The following is a 15,131-nucleotide window of genomic DNA, read 5'->3' on the forward strand; positions in this document are numbered from 1 at the left end:
TGGCTCAGCGGCTCAGCGTGCTGCAAATGCTCGTCGTGCGCTCGGCCACGGCCGACCACGAGAAATCGCGATGCGCGCGCAGTTCGGCGCGCCTGGCGCATTCGGCTGCGACGCCATTCGCAGGATTGAGCAGCTGGAACAGTGCATCAGTGACGGCCGGCAGGGAGTTGCCATCGCAGCGCAGACCGGTTTCGCCGTCAAGCACCGCCGATCCGGTGCCGCCAGCCATGCCGGCAAGTGATGCACGTCCGCATGCCGCCGCCTCGATGTACACCATGCCGAAACCTTCCGTGTCGGCACCGATGTCGCGATTGGGCATGGCGAACAGATCGCTCGCCGCGTACCACAGCGGCAGATCTTCGGCGCTGATCCCGCCCAGCAGGTGGATGCGTTCCGGCATCGGAGATTCGGCGCGAATCTGTTCGAGATAGTCTTTGTCTTCCCCCTTGCCGATGACCGCGTGATGTACATCCAGGCCACGGTCGACGAGTTCGGGCAATGACTGCATCACGTAATCGAATCCCTTGCGACGTGACAGCCGGCCGACCGACAGGATGAGCTTGGCCGACGGTTCGAGTCCGAGCGACGCGCGCAGTGCCGAGCCGTCGAGGCCGGGCCGGAAGCGTTCGGTGTCCACACCGGGATTGATGATGACCACGCGTTCCGGTCGCACGCCCATGCCGAGCAGCAGATCGCGCGTGAAGTCGCTGTTGGCGATCACCAGCTGCGCCGCGCAATACGCTTCGGTCATCGCCTTGACCCGTCGGGGCTGCCGCCAGGTCGTGATTTCCTCGCCGTGCGCGTAGATGACGACCGGCAGGCGCAGCAGACGGCCTGCGCGCACCGCCACCAGGCCTTCGGGCAGCACGCGTCCGGCGTGGATCTGGGTGACCGGATGCCGCCAGCCGACCGACAGGGTCTTGAAGAAGAACTCTGCATAGACCGGCAGCGATTCGGGCCGGATCCACGAATAACGCTTCAGGCCGAGGCGGTGCACAGTGTTCGGACTTGCAGTGTCGTGCTCAGCAGCGCCGGCGACGTCGGCGGTCAGGATGTGCGTACCGGCGCCGCCCATGCGGCGATAGACCTCGTCGAACCACACCGCCGTTCCGCCCTTGGTCGGCTGGAACAGTTCGGTGAGCACCAGATAGCGCGCGTCCGGTCGGGTTGCGTTCGCATTCATGGCGTCAGGTATCCAGCCGGGCGTCGGGGTGCGCGTCGAGCCACTGTTCGAGCATCATCAGCACCCATATCATCACGCCATAGTAGGACGCGTGTTCGCTGCGATGGCGCTCCAGCAGATGACCGACGAAGGCCGGCTGCACGATGCCGCGCTGCGCCAGCGCATCCAGCGACTGCGCCGCCATGCGACCCAGCTGCGGGTCCTGCTGCATCCACAGCCCGAAGGGCAGGCCGAAGCCGTGCTTGGACTTGGTGATCGTGGCCTGGGGCAGGAAATCCTTCAGTGCGTCCTTGAAGAACCAGCGCAACTGGCCGTTGCGCACCTTGTAGTCGGCCGGCAACTTCGCCGAAAATGCCATCAGGCGCTCGTCGAGCAGCGGGTAGTGCACTTCGATGTCGGCCAGTTCGCACATGCCGGATACCTTGCGCAGGTCGCTGTCTGCCAGCGTCTGCTTGAGGTCCAGATGCATCATGCGGTTGACCATGGCCTGCGACTGCGTCCGGCCATACACCTCGCGCGCAAACTTCAGCGGCCGTGCGGTATCGATGCCGCGCAGCAGGCCTGCCGGCAGAATCGCTGCGGCCCCTTCGCGCTCGACATGGTTGAACACCTCCATGCGGTCGGGCAGCGGAATGCTCGCCCGCGTGACGTAATTGCGGGCCTTGCGCAGCACACCCACCGCCAGCGCATCCGGCAGGCGACCGACACTGCCGTTGAGCAGTGCGCGCAGCGGCGCCGGCACACTGCCATAACGTTCGAAGACTTCCTGATCCGCGTAGCGCGCATTGCCGCCGAAGATTTCGTCGCCGCCGTCTCCGGCCAGCATCAGCGACCGTCCGTCGGCACGCGCCATCTGCGCGCAGAAATAGGTCGGCACTGCCGATGCGTTGCCGAAGGGCTCGTCGTAAAGGGCTGCGATCTTCGGAATCGCAGTGGCCACATCCGACGGCGTCACGTAGTACTCGTGCGTGCGACAACCGAAATGTCCTGCCGCAATGCGCGCGAATTCCATTTCGTCGAAGCCGTCCGCATCGAAACCGATCGAGTAGGTGTCCGGGCCGCGGCCGGCCACGCGCGCCATCATGCCGGCCACGGTGGAACTGTCGGTGCCGCCGCTGAGGAAGGCACCGACAGGGTCGCCGGTGCCGGCATCGCGCACCGAACTTTCGAGCAGTTCGCGGAACTCCGCCGCATAACGGGCGTAATCGTCCGGCGTGTCGTCCGCGTACGGCATCGTCCAGTAGAAACCGGTCTTGATCTCGCCCGCGCGCAGATGGACATACTGTGCCGGCAGCAGCTTGAACACGTCACGGTAGATGGTGGCCGGCGCCGGCACCATGTGGCTGTAGATGTAATCGTAGAGAGCCTGCGGATCGATGTCCGGCCGCACAGCCGGATGTGCGGTCACGGCGTCGGCATTGGCGCCGAACACCAGTGTCGAACCACGCTGTGCATAGCAAAGCGTGTGCGTGCCAACCCGGTCGATGGCGAGCAGGCCCTCTTCGCGATCGCTGTCGAGCACGGAGAGCGAGAACGAACCGTGCAGGGCGCCGAGCAGGGCCGGACCGCGTTCGCGCCAGGCGTGCAGCACCGACTGCGCCATGCCGGTATGCGCTGCACGCGCCTGCAGGTCGGCATCGGACCATGCCGGGCGCCCGGCCAGCGCGATCAGCAGCGCGCCGTCCTTGCACACTTCGATGGCGCCGGGATGGGCGCGCACCGCGACCGCCGCACCGGCGTTCAATCGATACTGAACGCTCGAGCTGGACAGACCGCCGAGCCGCTGCGCCATGCGTTGCACGCCGGATACCGGGTCGTCCACCTTCGCCGGTGGCGGTCGGGCACCTTCAAGCCAGCCGCATATCTTGCTCATCGTCATCCCTTTCGTTGCGGACGCAGCGCCCGATCGAATCGTCGAGGTGCGTCTTCATTCTTTTGCCGCCAGCAAATCGGTATAGAGTCGGCTGTAATCATGTGCAACCGATTCAAGCGAAAAACTGTCTTCCGCGATGCGACGGCCATTGCGACCCAGATCGCGACCCCCGGGTGACAGGGCGCCGATGACGGCACTGGCCAGGGCAGTCGCGTCGTCGGGCTGGTAGGTGTAGCCCGTGCGGCCGTCCTGCACGAGGTCGCGCGTGCCGCTGACATCGGCCGCGACGCAGGGCAGACCGCTGGCCATCGCCTCCAGCACGACATTCGGCAACCCTTCACGATGCGACGGCAGCACCAGCACATCGGCCGCGCGCAGGTAGTCTTCGATATCCGTCGCGTGTGCCCGCAGGCAGAAATGCCGCGGTGCCTCCGTCTGCAGGCCGCGCAGTCGCCCGATCAGTTCGCCGCTCGTATCCTCGCGGCTCTGCGGGCCGATCGCCAGCAGCAGTGCATCGGTGCCGAACGCATCCTGCGCCACCCATTGCCGCGCCAGCCATTCGATGTTCTTTCGATCGTCCATGACGCCGGCGTACAGCGCAAGCGGCCGGTCCGACGGCAGATCGAGCCGCGCGCGGGCGCGCTGGCGCTCCGCCGCGTCGACCGGATGAAACAACGCCGTGTCGACCCCGTTGGGCAGATAGTGGATACGTTGCGACGGCACGCCGCAATCGCTGAACTCGCGCACCAGGTCGCGGCTGATCGCGACGCAGGCATCGACCCGGCGCAGCAGCGCGAGGTGCAGGCGCCCCGACACCGTGCGTCCGATGCTGTACAGGTCATCGTTCGCCAGACTGGCCTTGACGATGGATTTCAGACCTGCAGCGCGGGCCAGCGGACCGACGATGGAATTGGTGTAATAGGCGCCGTGGCTGTGCAGCAGATCGAAGTCGCGACGGCGTTTCCAGACATACGCGCACAGGTTGAACCACAGTCGCAGTTCGCGATGCTTGCGGCGCCGGCCGGCGTACAGGCGCTTGACCGGAAAACCGTCGACGACATCGTCTTCAGGCAGGTCACGCCAGCGCACCGTGACGAACTCGACATGATGTCCGAGCCGGCGCAACTGGCGGGCGAGCATCAGGGCCTGCTGTGCGGCACCGCTGAACTCGGGCGGGAAATAGGTCGAGTACATCAGTATGCGCAAGCTCGGCGAGGCATCGGCCGGTGCGGCTGTGCCGTCCTGCCGATGAAGGGTACTGTGTGCGCGGTGCAGGCTCATGCGTGCCGGATGCGGGCAAAGGCTGAATGGGCGCTACTGTAGCCGAGGCAATGTGTCACCGGCGAGGGCAGATGCCGCACTGGCGCGCTGTGCGAGCCAGGCGGAGAGATTCAGCAACGCCCAGACGCGGTGCGCGGCAGCGTCGTCGCCGGCCAGAAAACGGTCGCGCCAGCGTGCGACTTCGATGGCATCCAGCGGCAGGCCTGCAAGGTCCGCCGCATCGCCCAGATAGCGGCGCACGAGGCGGCAGTCTCGGTGGCGCAGCACGCGGATCAGATCGATGTTGAAACCGCGTTTTGGCGTGTTCCAGATGTCCTCCGGCACATGCCGCGCAAGCAAGTCGCGCAACAGTCGCTTCGGACGGTCGGGGCGCCAGCACCAGTCCGCTGGCAATGCCCGCAGCAGGGCGGCGACCGCCGGGTCGCCGAACGGCTGTTCGACGCGCAGTCCGGTTGCCAGCGCTGCCTGCTGCAGGCGGTCATCCGGCAGGGCCAGACCCTGCAGTACCGACTGACGCCTCAGGTGCGATGCATCGCGCAGCGCCTCGTACTGGCGATGGAAGTTCGTCACGGACAGATCCGGTGCTCGGCCGGTCAGACGTTCGATGTCGTTCGGCGTGAAGCCCTGCCAGCGGATGAACAGATCCTGCGGTGCATCGAAATCGAACATGCGCGCGTAGCCGCCGAGGCCGGGCAGGGTATGCAGCAGCGAAGCGCCAGCGCGCCTGAGGGTCGGCGGCCAGGGGGCGATCCAGTCATGCGCCAGGCGGCGCCACCGCGCCGGCATTTCGCCGGCCAGCGCCTCCGCGCCGGTGCCGTCGAGCACCCGGTCCGCGTGCTGCATGCAGGCTTCGAAGGCGAGCCGGGTCGGCATGCCTGCAGGATCGCAGTAAGGCTGTTCTGCCTGTGCGTGGGCGCGGTGAAAGGTGCACTCCAGCGCCTCGATGTCGGGACGCACGATGTGATGTTCGACACCGAGGTGACGCGCCACCTGCGCCGCGGTGGCTGACTCGTCGAGCGAAGGCGTGTCGAAGCCGACGGTGACGGCCTTGACGGGAAAACCGCCGTGCCGGGCCAGCGCACACAGCAGAGCGGAGTCGATGCCGCCACTCAGAAAGCATCCGGGTGCCGGCGAGCCGTCGAGCCGTCGGGCGATGGCGGCGCTCAGGCTCGTCTCGACCGCATCGCAGGCGGCGCCGTAGTCGCGTGGCACGTCTGTGGATGCGGCCGGGGGCGATGCGGCGTGTTCTCCGTGCGCGTCGAAGCTAATCGCGCAGCCCGCCGGCAGGGCGTGGATGCCGTCATATATCGTGTTCGGCGCTGCGATATCGAGAAAGCGCAGATATTCGTGCAGGCCGCCGGGCGACAGCGCCGGTGCCGCCGGCATGCGTGCAACAAGCAGATCAAGGCGCGTCGCGAAGTGGATGCAGCCGTTGCGGTCGCGATGCCAGTACACGCCGACCGAACCGGCAGGATCGCGCGCCAGTACGAGGCGACCATCGACTGCGTCGCAGGTGGCCATTGCATAGCGGCCGTCCGGCAGCCCTGCCGCGCCCTGAAGCAGACCGTCGCCGTCGCCGCCCGGCGTTCCGAACAGCGTGCCGGCGATTGCCGCCTGCCCGCGCGCACACGTCAGCCGGACCCAGTCGCCGTAAAGTGCGAGCGCCTCGCCGTCACGGGCGCGCGGATTGAATTGACCGCAGGCGATAGTCATGCGCGCACGCCTTTCCAGACGTGGTTCATCGCGCGCAACGGGTGTCCCGCGAAGAAGGCCTGTCGGGCGAGTGTCCGGTGCTCGCGCTGCTGCAGCATCCGGATGCGTTGCGCGAGATGGTGCGCCTGCGGCAGGTTTTTCAGGCGCGCGAGTACCGCGATGTAGGCCTCGTGCATGGCACGCGTGTCGCGCGACAGGTTGTCGTCGTGGGGGCGGCGCCACAGCGCGGTCTGTGCGTGCCAGATCAGCGGGAAGCGGGCTGCCGCGCGCAGCCACAGATCAAGGTCCTCGACCCGTTGCAGCGCGCTGTCGAAGCCGCCCAGTGCATCGAATGCCTCGCGGCGCATGATGACGGTGCCGGTGGTGACGAAATCGGCGTCGAGCAGTTTGTCCAGCGCATCGATCACGCGCGCTGGGTCGCCGAAGAAAGTCACATCGCATCCGCCCTGGGTGAAAAGCGTGTGCTCGTGGAAGTGCTGGCTGCCATCCCGGTCGTCAAACTGGCGGCAGTCGCCGAACACCATGGCGGCATCGGGCGTCGCATCGAGCAGGGCGAGCCGGGCTGCGCAGCTGTCGGGCGGCCACAGGTCGTCAGCGTCGAGAAAGGCGATGTAGCGCGAGCGGCTGGCCGCCACGCCCGCATTGCGCGCAGCGGACGGGCCCGCCGCGCGGCTCTCGATGATGCGGGCACCGGCTGCGAGCGCGATGTCTGCGGTCTGGTCGCTGCAGCGGTCGGTCACGACGATGATGTCGGGCACCGTCGGCAAAGCTTGCGTGCGGACGCTGTCGATCGCCGCGGCGATCCAGCGGGCGGCGTTGTGTGCCGGGATGATGACCGACAACACCGTGCTCATCCGGGCGTCAGACCGTGCGTCCGGTGAACATGGCCAGGGCAAGCGATGCAACCAGCCGGCCATGCGAGCGCGGCGCAAGCTTGAGCGCCTGAATCAGGTCCTGCAATGCGGCCCGGCGATCGCCATCGCGATAGCGCCACTTCGCGTAATCGGCCAGCACGCTGGCGCGGCAGGCCCGCCAGTAGGCACCCTGCTTGGCCGCCGGCAGCAGCGGTCGGTTCTTGTCCAGACAATCGAGCGCGCCACGGCGCATCGCCTCCCGGTTGCGGCTGACGCTGCCGGCGTTGCGGGTCACCACGACCTGACGATCCGGAATGCAGGCATAGCGCGCGGCTGCAGCCAGGCGCACCCAGAGGTCGGTGTCCTCGGCGCCACGCAGCCGTGCATCGAAGCCATCGGTTCCGGCGAGCAGCGTCCGGCGCACCATGACCGACGAAGCGCCACCGGCCACCGCGGCATGGCCACCGAGGATGCGGGCCACCAGATCGTCGGTGCTGGCGGGGCAACCCCACTCGCCAACCACTGCGCCGTCCTCGGATTGCAGTTCGGTCGCAGAGGAACAGAAACCGACATCCGGCTCTGCGTCCATCAAGGCCACCTGCTGCGCCAGCTTCTCCGGCCGCCACCAGTCATCGCTGTCGAGGAAGGCGACCAGCTCTCCGCGCGCGGCAGCTATGCCGGCGTTGCGCGCAGCGGACATGCCGGCGTTGGCCTGGCGGATGACGCGCAGCGTGTCGCCACGGCGCGCCAGCAAGGCCGGCGTATCGTCGGTGCTGCCGTCGTCGACGACGATGGTTTCGAAATCGGTGAAGGTCTGTGCGCGCAGCGAATCCAGTGCGCGGTCAATGCACCACGCGCAGTTCCAGGCAGGCATGATGACGCTGACTCGCGGTGTGTTCATGACGCGTTGTCGTAACCAAGGCGTGCCTGCATCGGCGCGATGCGATCGAGGATGCGTTCGATCAGCTCCGGGTTCTGGCTTTTCCATTTGGCCTTCGAAGGCTTGCCCTTGACGATGCTGGTGGGGCGTTGATCGAGCGTGCGGCAGCGCTGTTCGATGTCTGCGGTGAAATCCAGGTCCAGCCGCGCATACACTTCGCGGAACATGTCGACCGGACGTTCGAACAGGTCTTCATAGCGCAACTGTATCCAGAGTTCCGGTGGCAACTCACGGGCTGCGTCGAGTGCAAGCTGGTTGGCGCTGATCCACTGGAAGGCGCACACCTCCTCTACCGGCGAATGGTTGTACGCCTGCCAGCCGGGTGCAAGAAAGAACGCCCAATCATTGTATTCGCCGCCGTTGATCGCGACCGGTTCCGGAAATTCTCCGAGGAACTGCGACAGGTGGAAGTCGCCGTCGGTACGGCCCAGCCGCCAGCCGTCGATCATCGAACTGATGTTGTCGCGACCGTCGCGCTGAATGAACACGAACTTTGCGTCCGGGAACAGCGCGTGCAGATAGCCGACGCGCATCACATTGATGCAGGTCTTGTCGAGCACGCGCCCCCCGCCCAGACGCTGGTAGAAGAAGCGCAGCGCGGCGGCACGATGTTCCGGCCTGGCGTGTTCGGCAGCGGCCGCTTCTGAATGCCAACCATTGTTCAGCGGACCATACAGTTCGTTCCAGAACTGCGGAATTTCGTAACCGAGGTTCACAAGCTGTTTTGACGCACCGAGCGTTTCGAAGGTGACCGTGGTGCCGGAGCGCGAACAGCCGATCAGGAACACGGGCGCCGGTGATGCGGGACGCGTGGCGTCCCACCAGGCACCGCGTGCCTGACGGCCCAATTCGATCAGATTCTTGGTGACGATCTCGGGGTCACGTAGCTTGTGCAGTTTGCTGAGCATGGACATGGGCTACTGGATGGCTTCCTTCAGCGATTCTTCAGCGCGCCGTGCAACTCACCCAGAGCAGCAGCAAAACGCACCAGATAATGACGGCGTCGCGCAGAGTCGAGTGACAGGGCAACCGACCCCATGCAGATGATGCACTTGCGAATCATGTAGACCGCCGGTTTGATGCGATCGACGCGCGCAGACGATGACGAACGATGGAATGCCTTGCGCACGACATAGCTGGTCTGGAGCCTCGCGCCGTCGACGTAGTGATACTGGATCATCTGCGGTATGTATGCGAGGCGGGCACCCTGGGTGAGACCGCGCAGTATCCAGTCGATGTCTTCCGCCCCGCCGAGGTCGTGGCCCTGCGGGCCAAGCTCGACTGAGAACAGGCCGATGCGTTCCAGCCATCCCGTGCGCGCGGCAAGGTTGCCACCGCCCGGAATCGCGGTGCCACGGCCCAGCGTTCGGGGCTCGTCACCCAGGTCAAATCGAGGCACCGGCAGGGGATACACCCGGTAGCGCCCTTGTTCGTGAACCCACGCGGGCTCGCTTCCGTCCCAGTCGGGCAGGATGCGTCCGCACAGCAGATCGATATCCGGCTCGCTCTGGAAAGCCTGACAGACGGCTTCGAGATATCCCGCGTCGACGCGGTGATCGTCATCGACGAAGGCAACGACATCGCCGTCCAGAGTCGATAAAGCGCGGTTCAGCGCGTGTGACTTGCCGGGCCGCATTTCGTGCTCGAAGGTCAACGGTCGCGCTCCCGACCGGGCAGCGAGATAATCCATCGTGTCATCGTTGCAGGCATTCGCAATGACACGAATGCCGATCTGCCAGCCGGATGGATGCCGCGCGGCATCGATCGAGGCCAGCACTTTTTCCAGCAAGGCGCGGCGGTTGTGCGTACAGATCAGGACAGTGAGAGAAGGCATGTTCCGGCGCTGGATCAGTTGCCAGAGGCTGGCGTTTCGGGCGCCGTGGCGGCGCTTGACGGCTTGCGGAGATAACCCCGGAGGGAACCGAAACAATGCGCGGCATTCATGCCCTGTCGCAGTGCCCCGCGCTGCCGTCGCACGCTCATGGAAAGCCAGCGCGCCATGTGCGCAAACAACTGTCGCAGCAGGAAGGGCGGCAGGCCGAGTACTTCGCGTCCAGCGCGATCAAGGCTGAATTCGCCGAATCGAAGTCCGGCCCGGTAGTGCAGGCGCAGGAAATACATGCGCTGCAATCTCCACTCCTCGATGAAATGTCGCGTCTTCATTTCGGGGCGGTAGCGCATGCGGGTTCCGCGCGACAGCAGCTCGCGGAACATCACCGCATCTTCGCCGCCGCCCACATCGACGCCCACCCGGTTGTACCGGCGATCGAAGCGCAGATCGGGATCGTCCCGGAAGAGGCGCATGTCGTAGGCGATGTTCGCTGTCCAGAGCAGCCGGCTGTCGTCGGTCAGCCACATCGACTCGTCGCCATGTTCGACCTCGGCGAGAAAACCCAGCAGGTCGTCCGACAGCCAGCGTGGCCGATCGAAGGGCGTGAAGTCGACCTGTACGCGTCCACCGACGCATTGCGCGCCTTCGTTGATGATGGCGTCGCACGCGGCATCGAGCAGACCGGGGGTCGGCAGTTCATCATCATCGATGAAGACCAGTATGTCGCTGCGCAGGGCCTCTGAAATCGCCCGGTTGCGTGCCGGTACGATGCCTTGCGCTGTTTCGGTCACATGACGCAGCGCGATGCCTGGCAGCGCGGCAAGCCGCTCAAGCACCTCGAGGGTGTTGTCCCGGCTGTTGTTGTTGACCGCCAGTATCTCGAACGGAATCGGGCATGCCTGCGCGCGCATCGCGGACACCAGTGCTTCAAGCCGATCGGCGCGATTGAAGGTGCAGAAAGCGAATGTGAGCATCATGTGACCATTCAGCCCCGGCGCGCAGAACCGCTGCGTGCGCGGCCGATGCCCTTGAGCAGCAAGCTGTGCAATCTTGCCGGAAGCAGGGCCGGCAGCATGTAGCACCAGTCTCTCGCGTTGCCGTAGCCGCTCGCCATCACTGCACGGAACAGTTGTCGCGCCATCGGCAGGTCACCCTTCCAGTAATTTTCGTAGGCACGGTACAGCATGTCGCCTTCGATCTGTTCGCGCACTCTCGCCCTGCCGAGCCGTTTCGCTTCGACCGGATGCGTAGCGAGGAACTTGCGCTGCACAAGAAGCTTGTCTGCAGCAGCCCGCAGGCGGCTCTTGGTGATCTGGGCACCAGCGTGGAAATGGTAGCAGGCAAGCACTTCCGGGATACGCACGAGTGGCATCCTGCAGCCAAGTCGAAGCCAGAGATCGAAATCCTCGCTGGAACGGAGGGCGGGATCGAAGGCGCCGTACTTGCGAATCGCGGCCAGACTGACCATCGCTCCATGTATCGGCCAGCGGCAACCGCAGAGCAACTCGGCGAGCTTGTCTGGCGTTTCGTAATCGGGTGGTACGAACGGCGGCTCGCCCTCATGGCCGGCACCGATGTTGTGCCAGCCGCAGTAAGCGAGTGCATCGTCCTGTCGCCCGCCAAGTGCGGCCGACATTCGGGACAGGAAGTCCGGGTGCCAGGTGTCGTCGGCATCGAGGAATGCAACCCATCTGCCGCGTGCCGAGGCAAGCGCATTGTTGCGCGCGGCAGCGGCCCCCGAGTGAAGCTGCCGCAGCGGCGTAATGCGCGGTTCGCTGGCGGCGAGTTGCTGGATCACCTGCCACGAGTCGTCCGTCGAACCGTCGTCGACGATGATCAACTCCCAGTCGGCGCGCGTCTGCATGCGCACGCTCGTCGTACTGCGTGCCAGATGGGCGGCCCCGTTGTGACATGGCATCACGACCGAAATACCGGGGGTCAAGGATGCGTGCTCCTGACCGCGGCGAACCCGCTGGTGCTCGAGTCTGCGTGAGGGTGTGAGGGATGTTGGGTCAAGGTCGGAGCAGGCGGGCGCGTATCTGCGGATCCCGAAATCCTATCAGCCACGGTCGTTCGCAGCCCCGATATACGTCACGGACAAGACCTGCTCAGGCCTTTCCGACCCGTGCGGCTAAAGTGCCTTTCCGCTGTTGCGGAGCACGCGTACGAGCATTTCATGGATCGCTTGCGGAAGCAGTGCCGGCAGCATGTACTTCATCTTGCCCGGGCTCCGGTACCCGTGCCGCAGCGCAGTGCGGAAGATGGCTCGTGTGGCCGGCAGGTCGCCGCTCCAGTAGGCCGCGAAGCCCCGCCGGACCAGTTCGTCTACCGTGATGCGCCGCAGGGTCTGCTTGTCGAAATGCGCGCTGATTTCCGGGTGTGCGCTCAGAAAATCCATCTGCACCTGAAAGTGCGAAAGTGCGACCAGTGCCCGGTTGCGCGTCATCTGCCCTTCATGGAAGCGGTAAAAGGCCAGCACTTCCGGAACCCGGACAAGCGGGGCGGTGGGCGCTGCGCGTATCCAGAGCGCGAAATCCTCGCAGCAGCGCAGCCCCGTATCGAACAGGCCGGCGGCGAAGAGCGCGTCCCGCCGGACAATTGCGGCATGCACCGGCCAGCGCACACCCGTGATCAGCTTCTCGATCCGGTCCGGCATGCCGGCAAAGTCGGCCGGCACGAACGGTTCATTCCTCGGACCGGAAACGCCGACGTTCTGCCATCCGCAGTAGGCGATGGTCGCATCGTTGTCGAGGAGTGCCCGGCAAAGCTTGGATGCAAAATCCGGGGCCCAGTAGTCGTCGCAATCCAGAAAGGCGAAGAGATCTCCGGTCGCGGACCGGATGCCGGCATTGCGGGCGGCGGAGAGACCCTGGTTGTGCTGATTGACCAGAACGATCGAATCGCCGTAGGCCGACGCGACCGCTAACGAATCGTCGGTCGAACCGTCGTTTACAACGATGATCTCCTTGTCCGGATAATCCTGCGCCAACGCTGAATCGATGGCCTTCGCGAGGTACTGCGCGCCGTTGTAACAGGGGATCACGATGGACAGCTTCATGGCGGCTCCCGAAGACGGTTTGCCCGACTGGGTGGTGGAGGGTTGTTCCGTCATTCCGCTTTCCCGTGTCTGGCAGACACCCTGGCTGCGAGATTTCGCCCGATCTGCTTGAGCAGGATGGACGAAGCAATCTCATGGCTACCCAGCGAAACCTTCCGGATCAGCGTGGAGGCGGTGTCGGTATTGAATACCGTGAGGCGCCGCAACGTGTAGGGGTTGCCGTCACGCATGGCCCACCCGGTGCGAGTCGTGCAGGCCGAGCTGTAGCCGGCGGATCTGACGGCTTCGGTACATCGCTCGTCGTACTCGCCATACGGGTAGGCAAAACTGCTGACCGACTGGCCGAGCAGATCCTCCAGCACGGACCGCGAATCGCTGACTTCGGAGCGTAGTTCGTCTGCATTGAGCAGGGTCAGTCGCCGATGGCTGACCGAGTGGGCGCCAATCTCGATACCCATCTGCTGCATCGCGCGCAATTCGCCGGTGTCGAGCATCCGGCCCCTGGGCTGACCTTCCTCTGTCCACTGCGGCGTGCGTCCGATCGAACCGGATGCGATGAACCAGGTTCCGCGCATGCCCCGGCTGCGAAGGGATTCCATGGCGTACAGGTTGTCGGCATAGCCGTCGTCAAAGGTGATCGCAACGCTTCGTGGCTGCAGTGCAGGCCCTCCGGCAAGCATTTCGGACTGCGTGACCGTGTGCCATCCGGCGGACAGCAAGGCGTCGAGTTGTGCGTCAAACCGGGCAGCGGAGACGGCCCATGGCCACGCTGGTACCTCCCGGCCCGGCGTGATCGCGTGATACATGAGCATGACCGGACCGTGCAGACCGGATGATCGACTGATCCATTGCGACAGCGGATCGATCATGTGTGCGTCTCCATGCAGCGGCTCATGCCTCGGGTCGCGCGCCGGGCAGTGCGGCGCGCAACAAGGCCTTCCAGCGATCCCGTTCCGATGCCAGCGACTTGATCGGCAGAACAAGAAAAGCCGACGTGTACAGGAGTGCCCCGGCGGAACCCGCCATCAGCACGATGAGCAACGGATGCGTCGTCGATGCATAGGGCGCCAGCAATGCCGTGATTGCCCACATTGCAAAAAACAGCGGGCCGTTCAGCATGGCTGCCGGTGTGATTGCCCGTGCAAGATCACGCCATCCGGTGCCGATGCAGCGCGACGCAAGCAGATACATGTGCATCGCGCAGTAGATGCTGACCAGAACCAGCATCGCCGACATCCATTCAAGGCCTCCGGAGAGCCCGGAAAGGGTGGCGATCGCCGTAAGCGCAAGCACGGCACACTGCACGTACAGTTCCCGCTGGAGCCAATTGTGAGCAGCCAGCACGGCACCCGACAGATTTTCGATGATCAGGAACGGCCCGCACAGCGACAACATCGCAAGCGGAGCGGCTGCGTCAACCCAGCGCGGCCCGTACACGCCCTCGATCAGCGGGTGAGCAAGCCAGAAAAGCATGATGTAGAACGGCAGCGTGTACACGCAGACCAGACGGATGGCGCTCAGGAACATGCTGCGCCCCTTTGCGGGTTCATCCTGATGTTTGGCGAGCGCGCGGAACAGCGCCTGATAGACCGAGCCGGTGATGAAACTGTTGGGCATGCGCATCAGGCTGTCGGACTTGTTGAACAGTCCGACCGACGTCATGCCCAGCGTGCGGCCGAGGATGAAATTGGTCGTCTGCTGACGGATGTAGATAACGATGTCGTTTGCCGACACCAAAAAGCCGTAGCGGGCGAGATCGAGCCCGTGGCGGAAGCCGAAATCCAGACCCGGGCGCCAGCGAGCGAACAGGCTGAACAGCACGGCGCTGACGATGGAACCTGAAAGCCCGCCCAGAACGAGGCTCCAGACACCCCAGCCGATGATCGCGAGCCCGATGCTGGTCGTGCTTGACACCAGCAGCGTGATGATCCGCACCGTCGTCTGCGCCTTGAAGCGCATGTTGCGGTGCAGGATGCTGTTCGGCAAATTGACCAGCGGACGCGTAATGAACGTGAGTGCGGAGACGCGCAGCAGATCCGTATAGAGGGGGAACTCGTACCAGCGTGCAAACAGCGGCGCCGAGAAGAAGAACACCGCGTAGATGCAGCATCCGATCAGCAATTGCAGTGTGAACACGACGTTGAAGTCGCGCTGCGTGACATCCTTGGCGCGCACCAGCGCCTGACCCATGCCGCCGCCCGACACGAAACCGGCGAGACCCGTGAAAATCTGTATCGTCACCAGCAGCCCGAACACCTCGGGCGCCAGCAAACGTGCCAGAACGATTCCGAACACGAATGTCAGCAACTGCGTGCCGGTGTTGCCGAGGAAGAGCCAGCTCACGCTGTGCCTGAAACTTTTTTCCGTGCTCATTGACTCGATGAAGTGTCGGTGAAGC

The 15,131-nt window shown here is 64.8% G+C and carries 13 protein-coding genes; all 13 read right to left on the bottom strand.

Going from position 1 to position 15,131, the window contains the following annotated elements; all coding sequences use genetic code 11:
- Positions 1-4 precede the first annotated feature (4 nt).
- A complete protein-coding gene (locus NMQ16_RS04675) occupies positions 5-1,183 on the bottom strand; it encodes a glycosyltransferase (protein WP_257079343.1) in 1,179 nt (392 codons plus the stop codon).
- A 4-nt stretch (positions 1,184-1,187) separates the two neighbouring features.
- Positions 1,188-3,056: an asparagine synthetase B gene (locus NMQ16_RS04680; protein ID WP_257079344.1), complete on the bottom strand. Its 1,869-nt coding sequence runs from the start codon at positions 3,054-3,056 to the stop codon at positions 1,188-1,190.
- Positions 3,057-3,110: 54 nt separating this feature from the next.
- The gene (locus tag NMQ16_RS04685) at positions 3,111-4,337 is read right to left on the bottom strand and encodes a glycosyltransferase family 4 protein (protein ID WP_257079345.1); all 1,227 of its coding nucleotides are present in this window, start codon (positions 4,335-4,337) and stop codon (positions 3,111-3,113) included.
- A 33-nt stretch (positions 4,338-4,370) separates the two neighbouring features.
- Complete coding sequence (locus NMQ16_RS04690) at positions 4,371-6,050, bottom strand: asparagine synthetase B (protein ID WP_257079346.1); 1,680 nt, start codon at positions 6,048-6,050, stop codon at positions 4,371-4,373.
- Positions 6,047-6,904, bottom strand: coding sequence for a glycosyltransferase family A protein (locus NMQ16_RS04695; RefSeq protein WP_257079347.1), 858 nt, complete (start codon positions 6,902-6,904; stop codon positions 6,047-6,049). The genes NMQ16_RS04690 and NMQ16_RS04695 overlap by 4 nt, the downstream gene beginning before the upstream one ends.
- Positions 6,905-6,911: 7 nt before the next feature.
- On the bottom strand, positions 6,912-7,805 hold the full coding sequence (locus NMQ16_RS04700) for a glycosyltransferase family A protein (RefSeq protein WP_257079348.1): 894 nt from the start codon (positions 7,803-7,805) through the stop codon (positions 6,912-6,914).
- Positions 7,802-8,758, bottom strand: coding sequence for a sulfotransferase (locus NMQ16_RS04705; protein WP_257079349.1), 957 nt, complete (start codon positions 8,756-8,758; stop codon positions 7,802-7,804). Before NMQ16_RS04705 ends, NMQ16_RS04700 begins: the two co-directional genes overlap by 4 nt.
- Positions 8,759-8,778: 20 nt before the next feature.
- A complete protein-coding gene (locus NMQ16_RS04710; protein WP_257079350.1) occupies positions 8,779-9,774 on the bottom strand; it encodes a glycosyltransferase family 2 protein in 996 nt (331 codons plus the stop codon).
- Entirely contained in the window at positions 9,693-10,652 is a 960-nt protein-coding gene (locus NMQ16_RS04715) for a glycosyltransferase family 2 protein (RefSeq protein ID WP_257079351.1), read from the bottom strand. The genes NMQ16_RS04710 and NMQ16_RS04715 overlap by 82 nt, the downstream gene beginning before the upstream one ends.
- Before the next feature lie 8 nt (positions 10,653-10,660).
- Positions 10,661-11,617 (bottom strand): glycosyltransferase family A protein, encoded by a 957-nt coding sequence (locus tag NMQ16_RS04720; RefSeq protein ID WP_257079352.1) that lies wholly within the window; start codon positions 11,615-11,617, stop codon positions 10,661-10,663.
- Positions 11,618-11,806: 189 nt separating this feature from the next.
- Positions 11,807-12,733: a glycosyltransferase gene (locus tag NMQ16_RS04725; protein ID WP_257079353.1), complete on the bottom strand. Its 927-nt coding sequence runs from the start codon at positions 12,731-12,733 to the stop codon at positions 11,807-11,809.
- 50 nt (positions 12,734-12,783) lie between these two features.
- Entirely contained in the window at positions 12,784-13,602 is an 819-nt protein-coding gene (locus NMQ16_RS04730; RefSeq protein WP_257079354.1) for a polysaccharide deacetylase family protein, read from the bottom strand.
- Between the two features lie 22 nt (positions 13,603-13,624).
- On the bottom strand, positions 13,625-15,106 hold the full coding sequence (locus tag NMQ16_RS04735) for a lipopolysaccharide biosynthesis protein (protein ID WP_257079355.1): 1,482 nt from the start codon (positions 15,104-15,106) through the stop codon (positions 13,625-13,627).
- Positions 15,107-15,131: the final 25 nt, after the last annotated feature.

Origin of the sequence: Methyloversatilis sp. XJ19-49, from assembly GCF_024580145.1 — a bacterium.
Lineage (GTDB): Bacteria > Pseudomonadota > Gammaproteobacteria > Burkholderiales > Rhodocyclaceae > Methyloversatilis.

Coding starts and splice junctions, on each gene's coding strand:
- NMQ16_RS04675 (WP_257079343.1), bottom strand. CDS start 1,183: ATGAATGCGAACGCAACCCGACCGGACGCGCGCTATCTGGTGCTCACC.
- NMQ16_RS04680 (WP_257079344.1), bottom strand. CDS start 3,056: ATGAGCAAGATATGCGGCTGGCTTGAAGGTGCCCGACCGCCACCGGCG.
- NMQ16_RS04685 (WP_257079345.1), bottom strand. CDS start 4,337: ATGAGCCTGCACCGCGCACACAGTACCCTTCATCGGCAGGACGGCACA.
- NMQ16_RS04690 (WP_257079346.1), bottom strand. CDS start 6,050: ATGACTATCGCCTGCGGTCAATTCAATCCGCGCGCCCGTGACGGCGAG.
- NMQ16_RS04695 (WP_257079347.1), bottom strand. CDS start 6,904: ATGAGCACGGTGTTGTCGGTCATCATCCCGGCACACAACGCCGCCCGC.
- NMQ16_RS04700 (WP_257079348.1), bottom strand. CDS start 7,805: ATGAACACACCGCGAGTCAGCGTCATCATGCCTGCCTGGAACTGCGCG.
- NMQ16_RS04705 (WP_257079349.1), bottom strand. CDS start 8,758: ATGTCCATGCTCAGCAAACTGCACAAGCTACGTGACCCCGAGATCGTC.
- NMQ16_RS04715 (WP_257079351.1), bottom strand. CDS start 10,652: ATGATGCTCACATTCGCTTTCTGCACCTTCAATCGCGCCGATCGGCTT.
- NMQ16_RS04725 (WP_257079353.1), bottom strand. CDS start 12,733: ATGAAGCTGTCCATCGTGATCCCCTGTTACAACGGCGCGCAGTACCTC.
- NMQ16_RS04730 (WP_257079354.1), bottom strand. CDS start 13,602: ATGATCGATCCGCTGTCGCAATGGATCAGTCGATCATCCGGTCTGCAC.
- NMQ16_RS04735 (WP_257079355.1), bottom strand. CDS start 15,106: ATGAGCACGGAAAAAAGTTTCAGGCACAGCGTGAGCTGGCTCTTCCTC.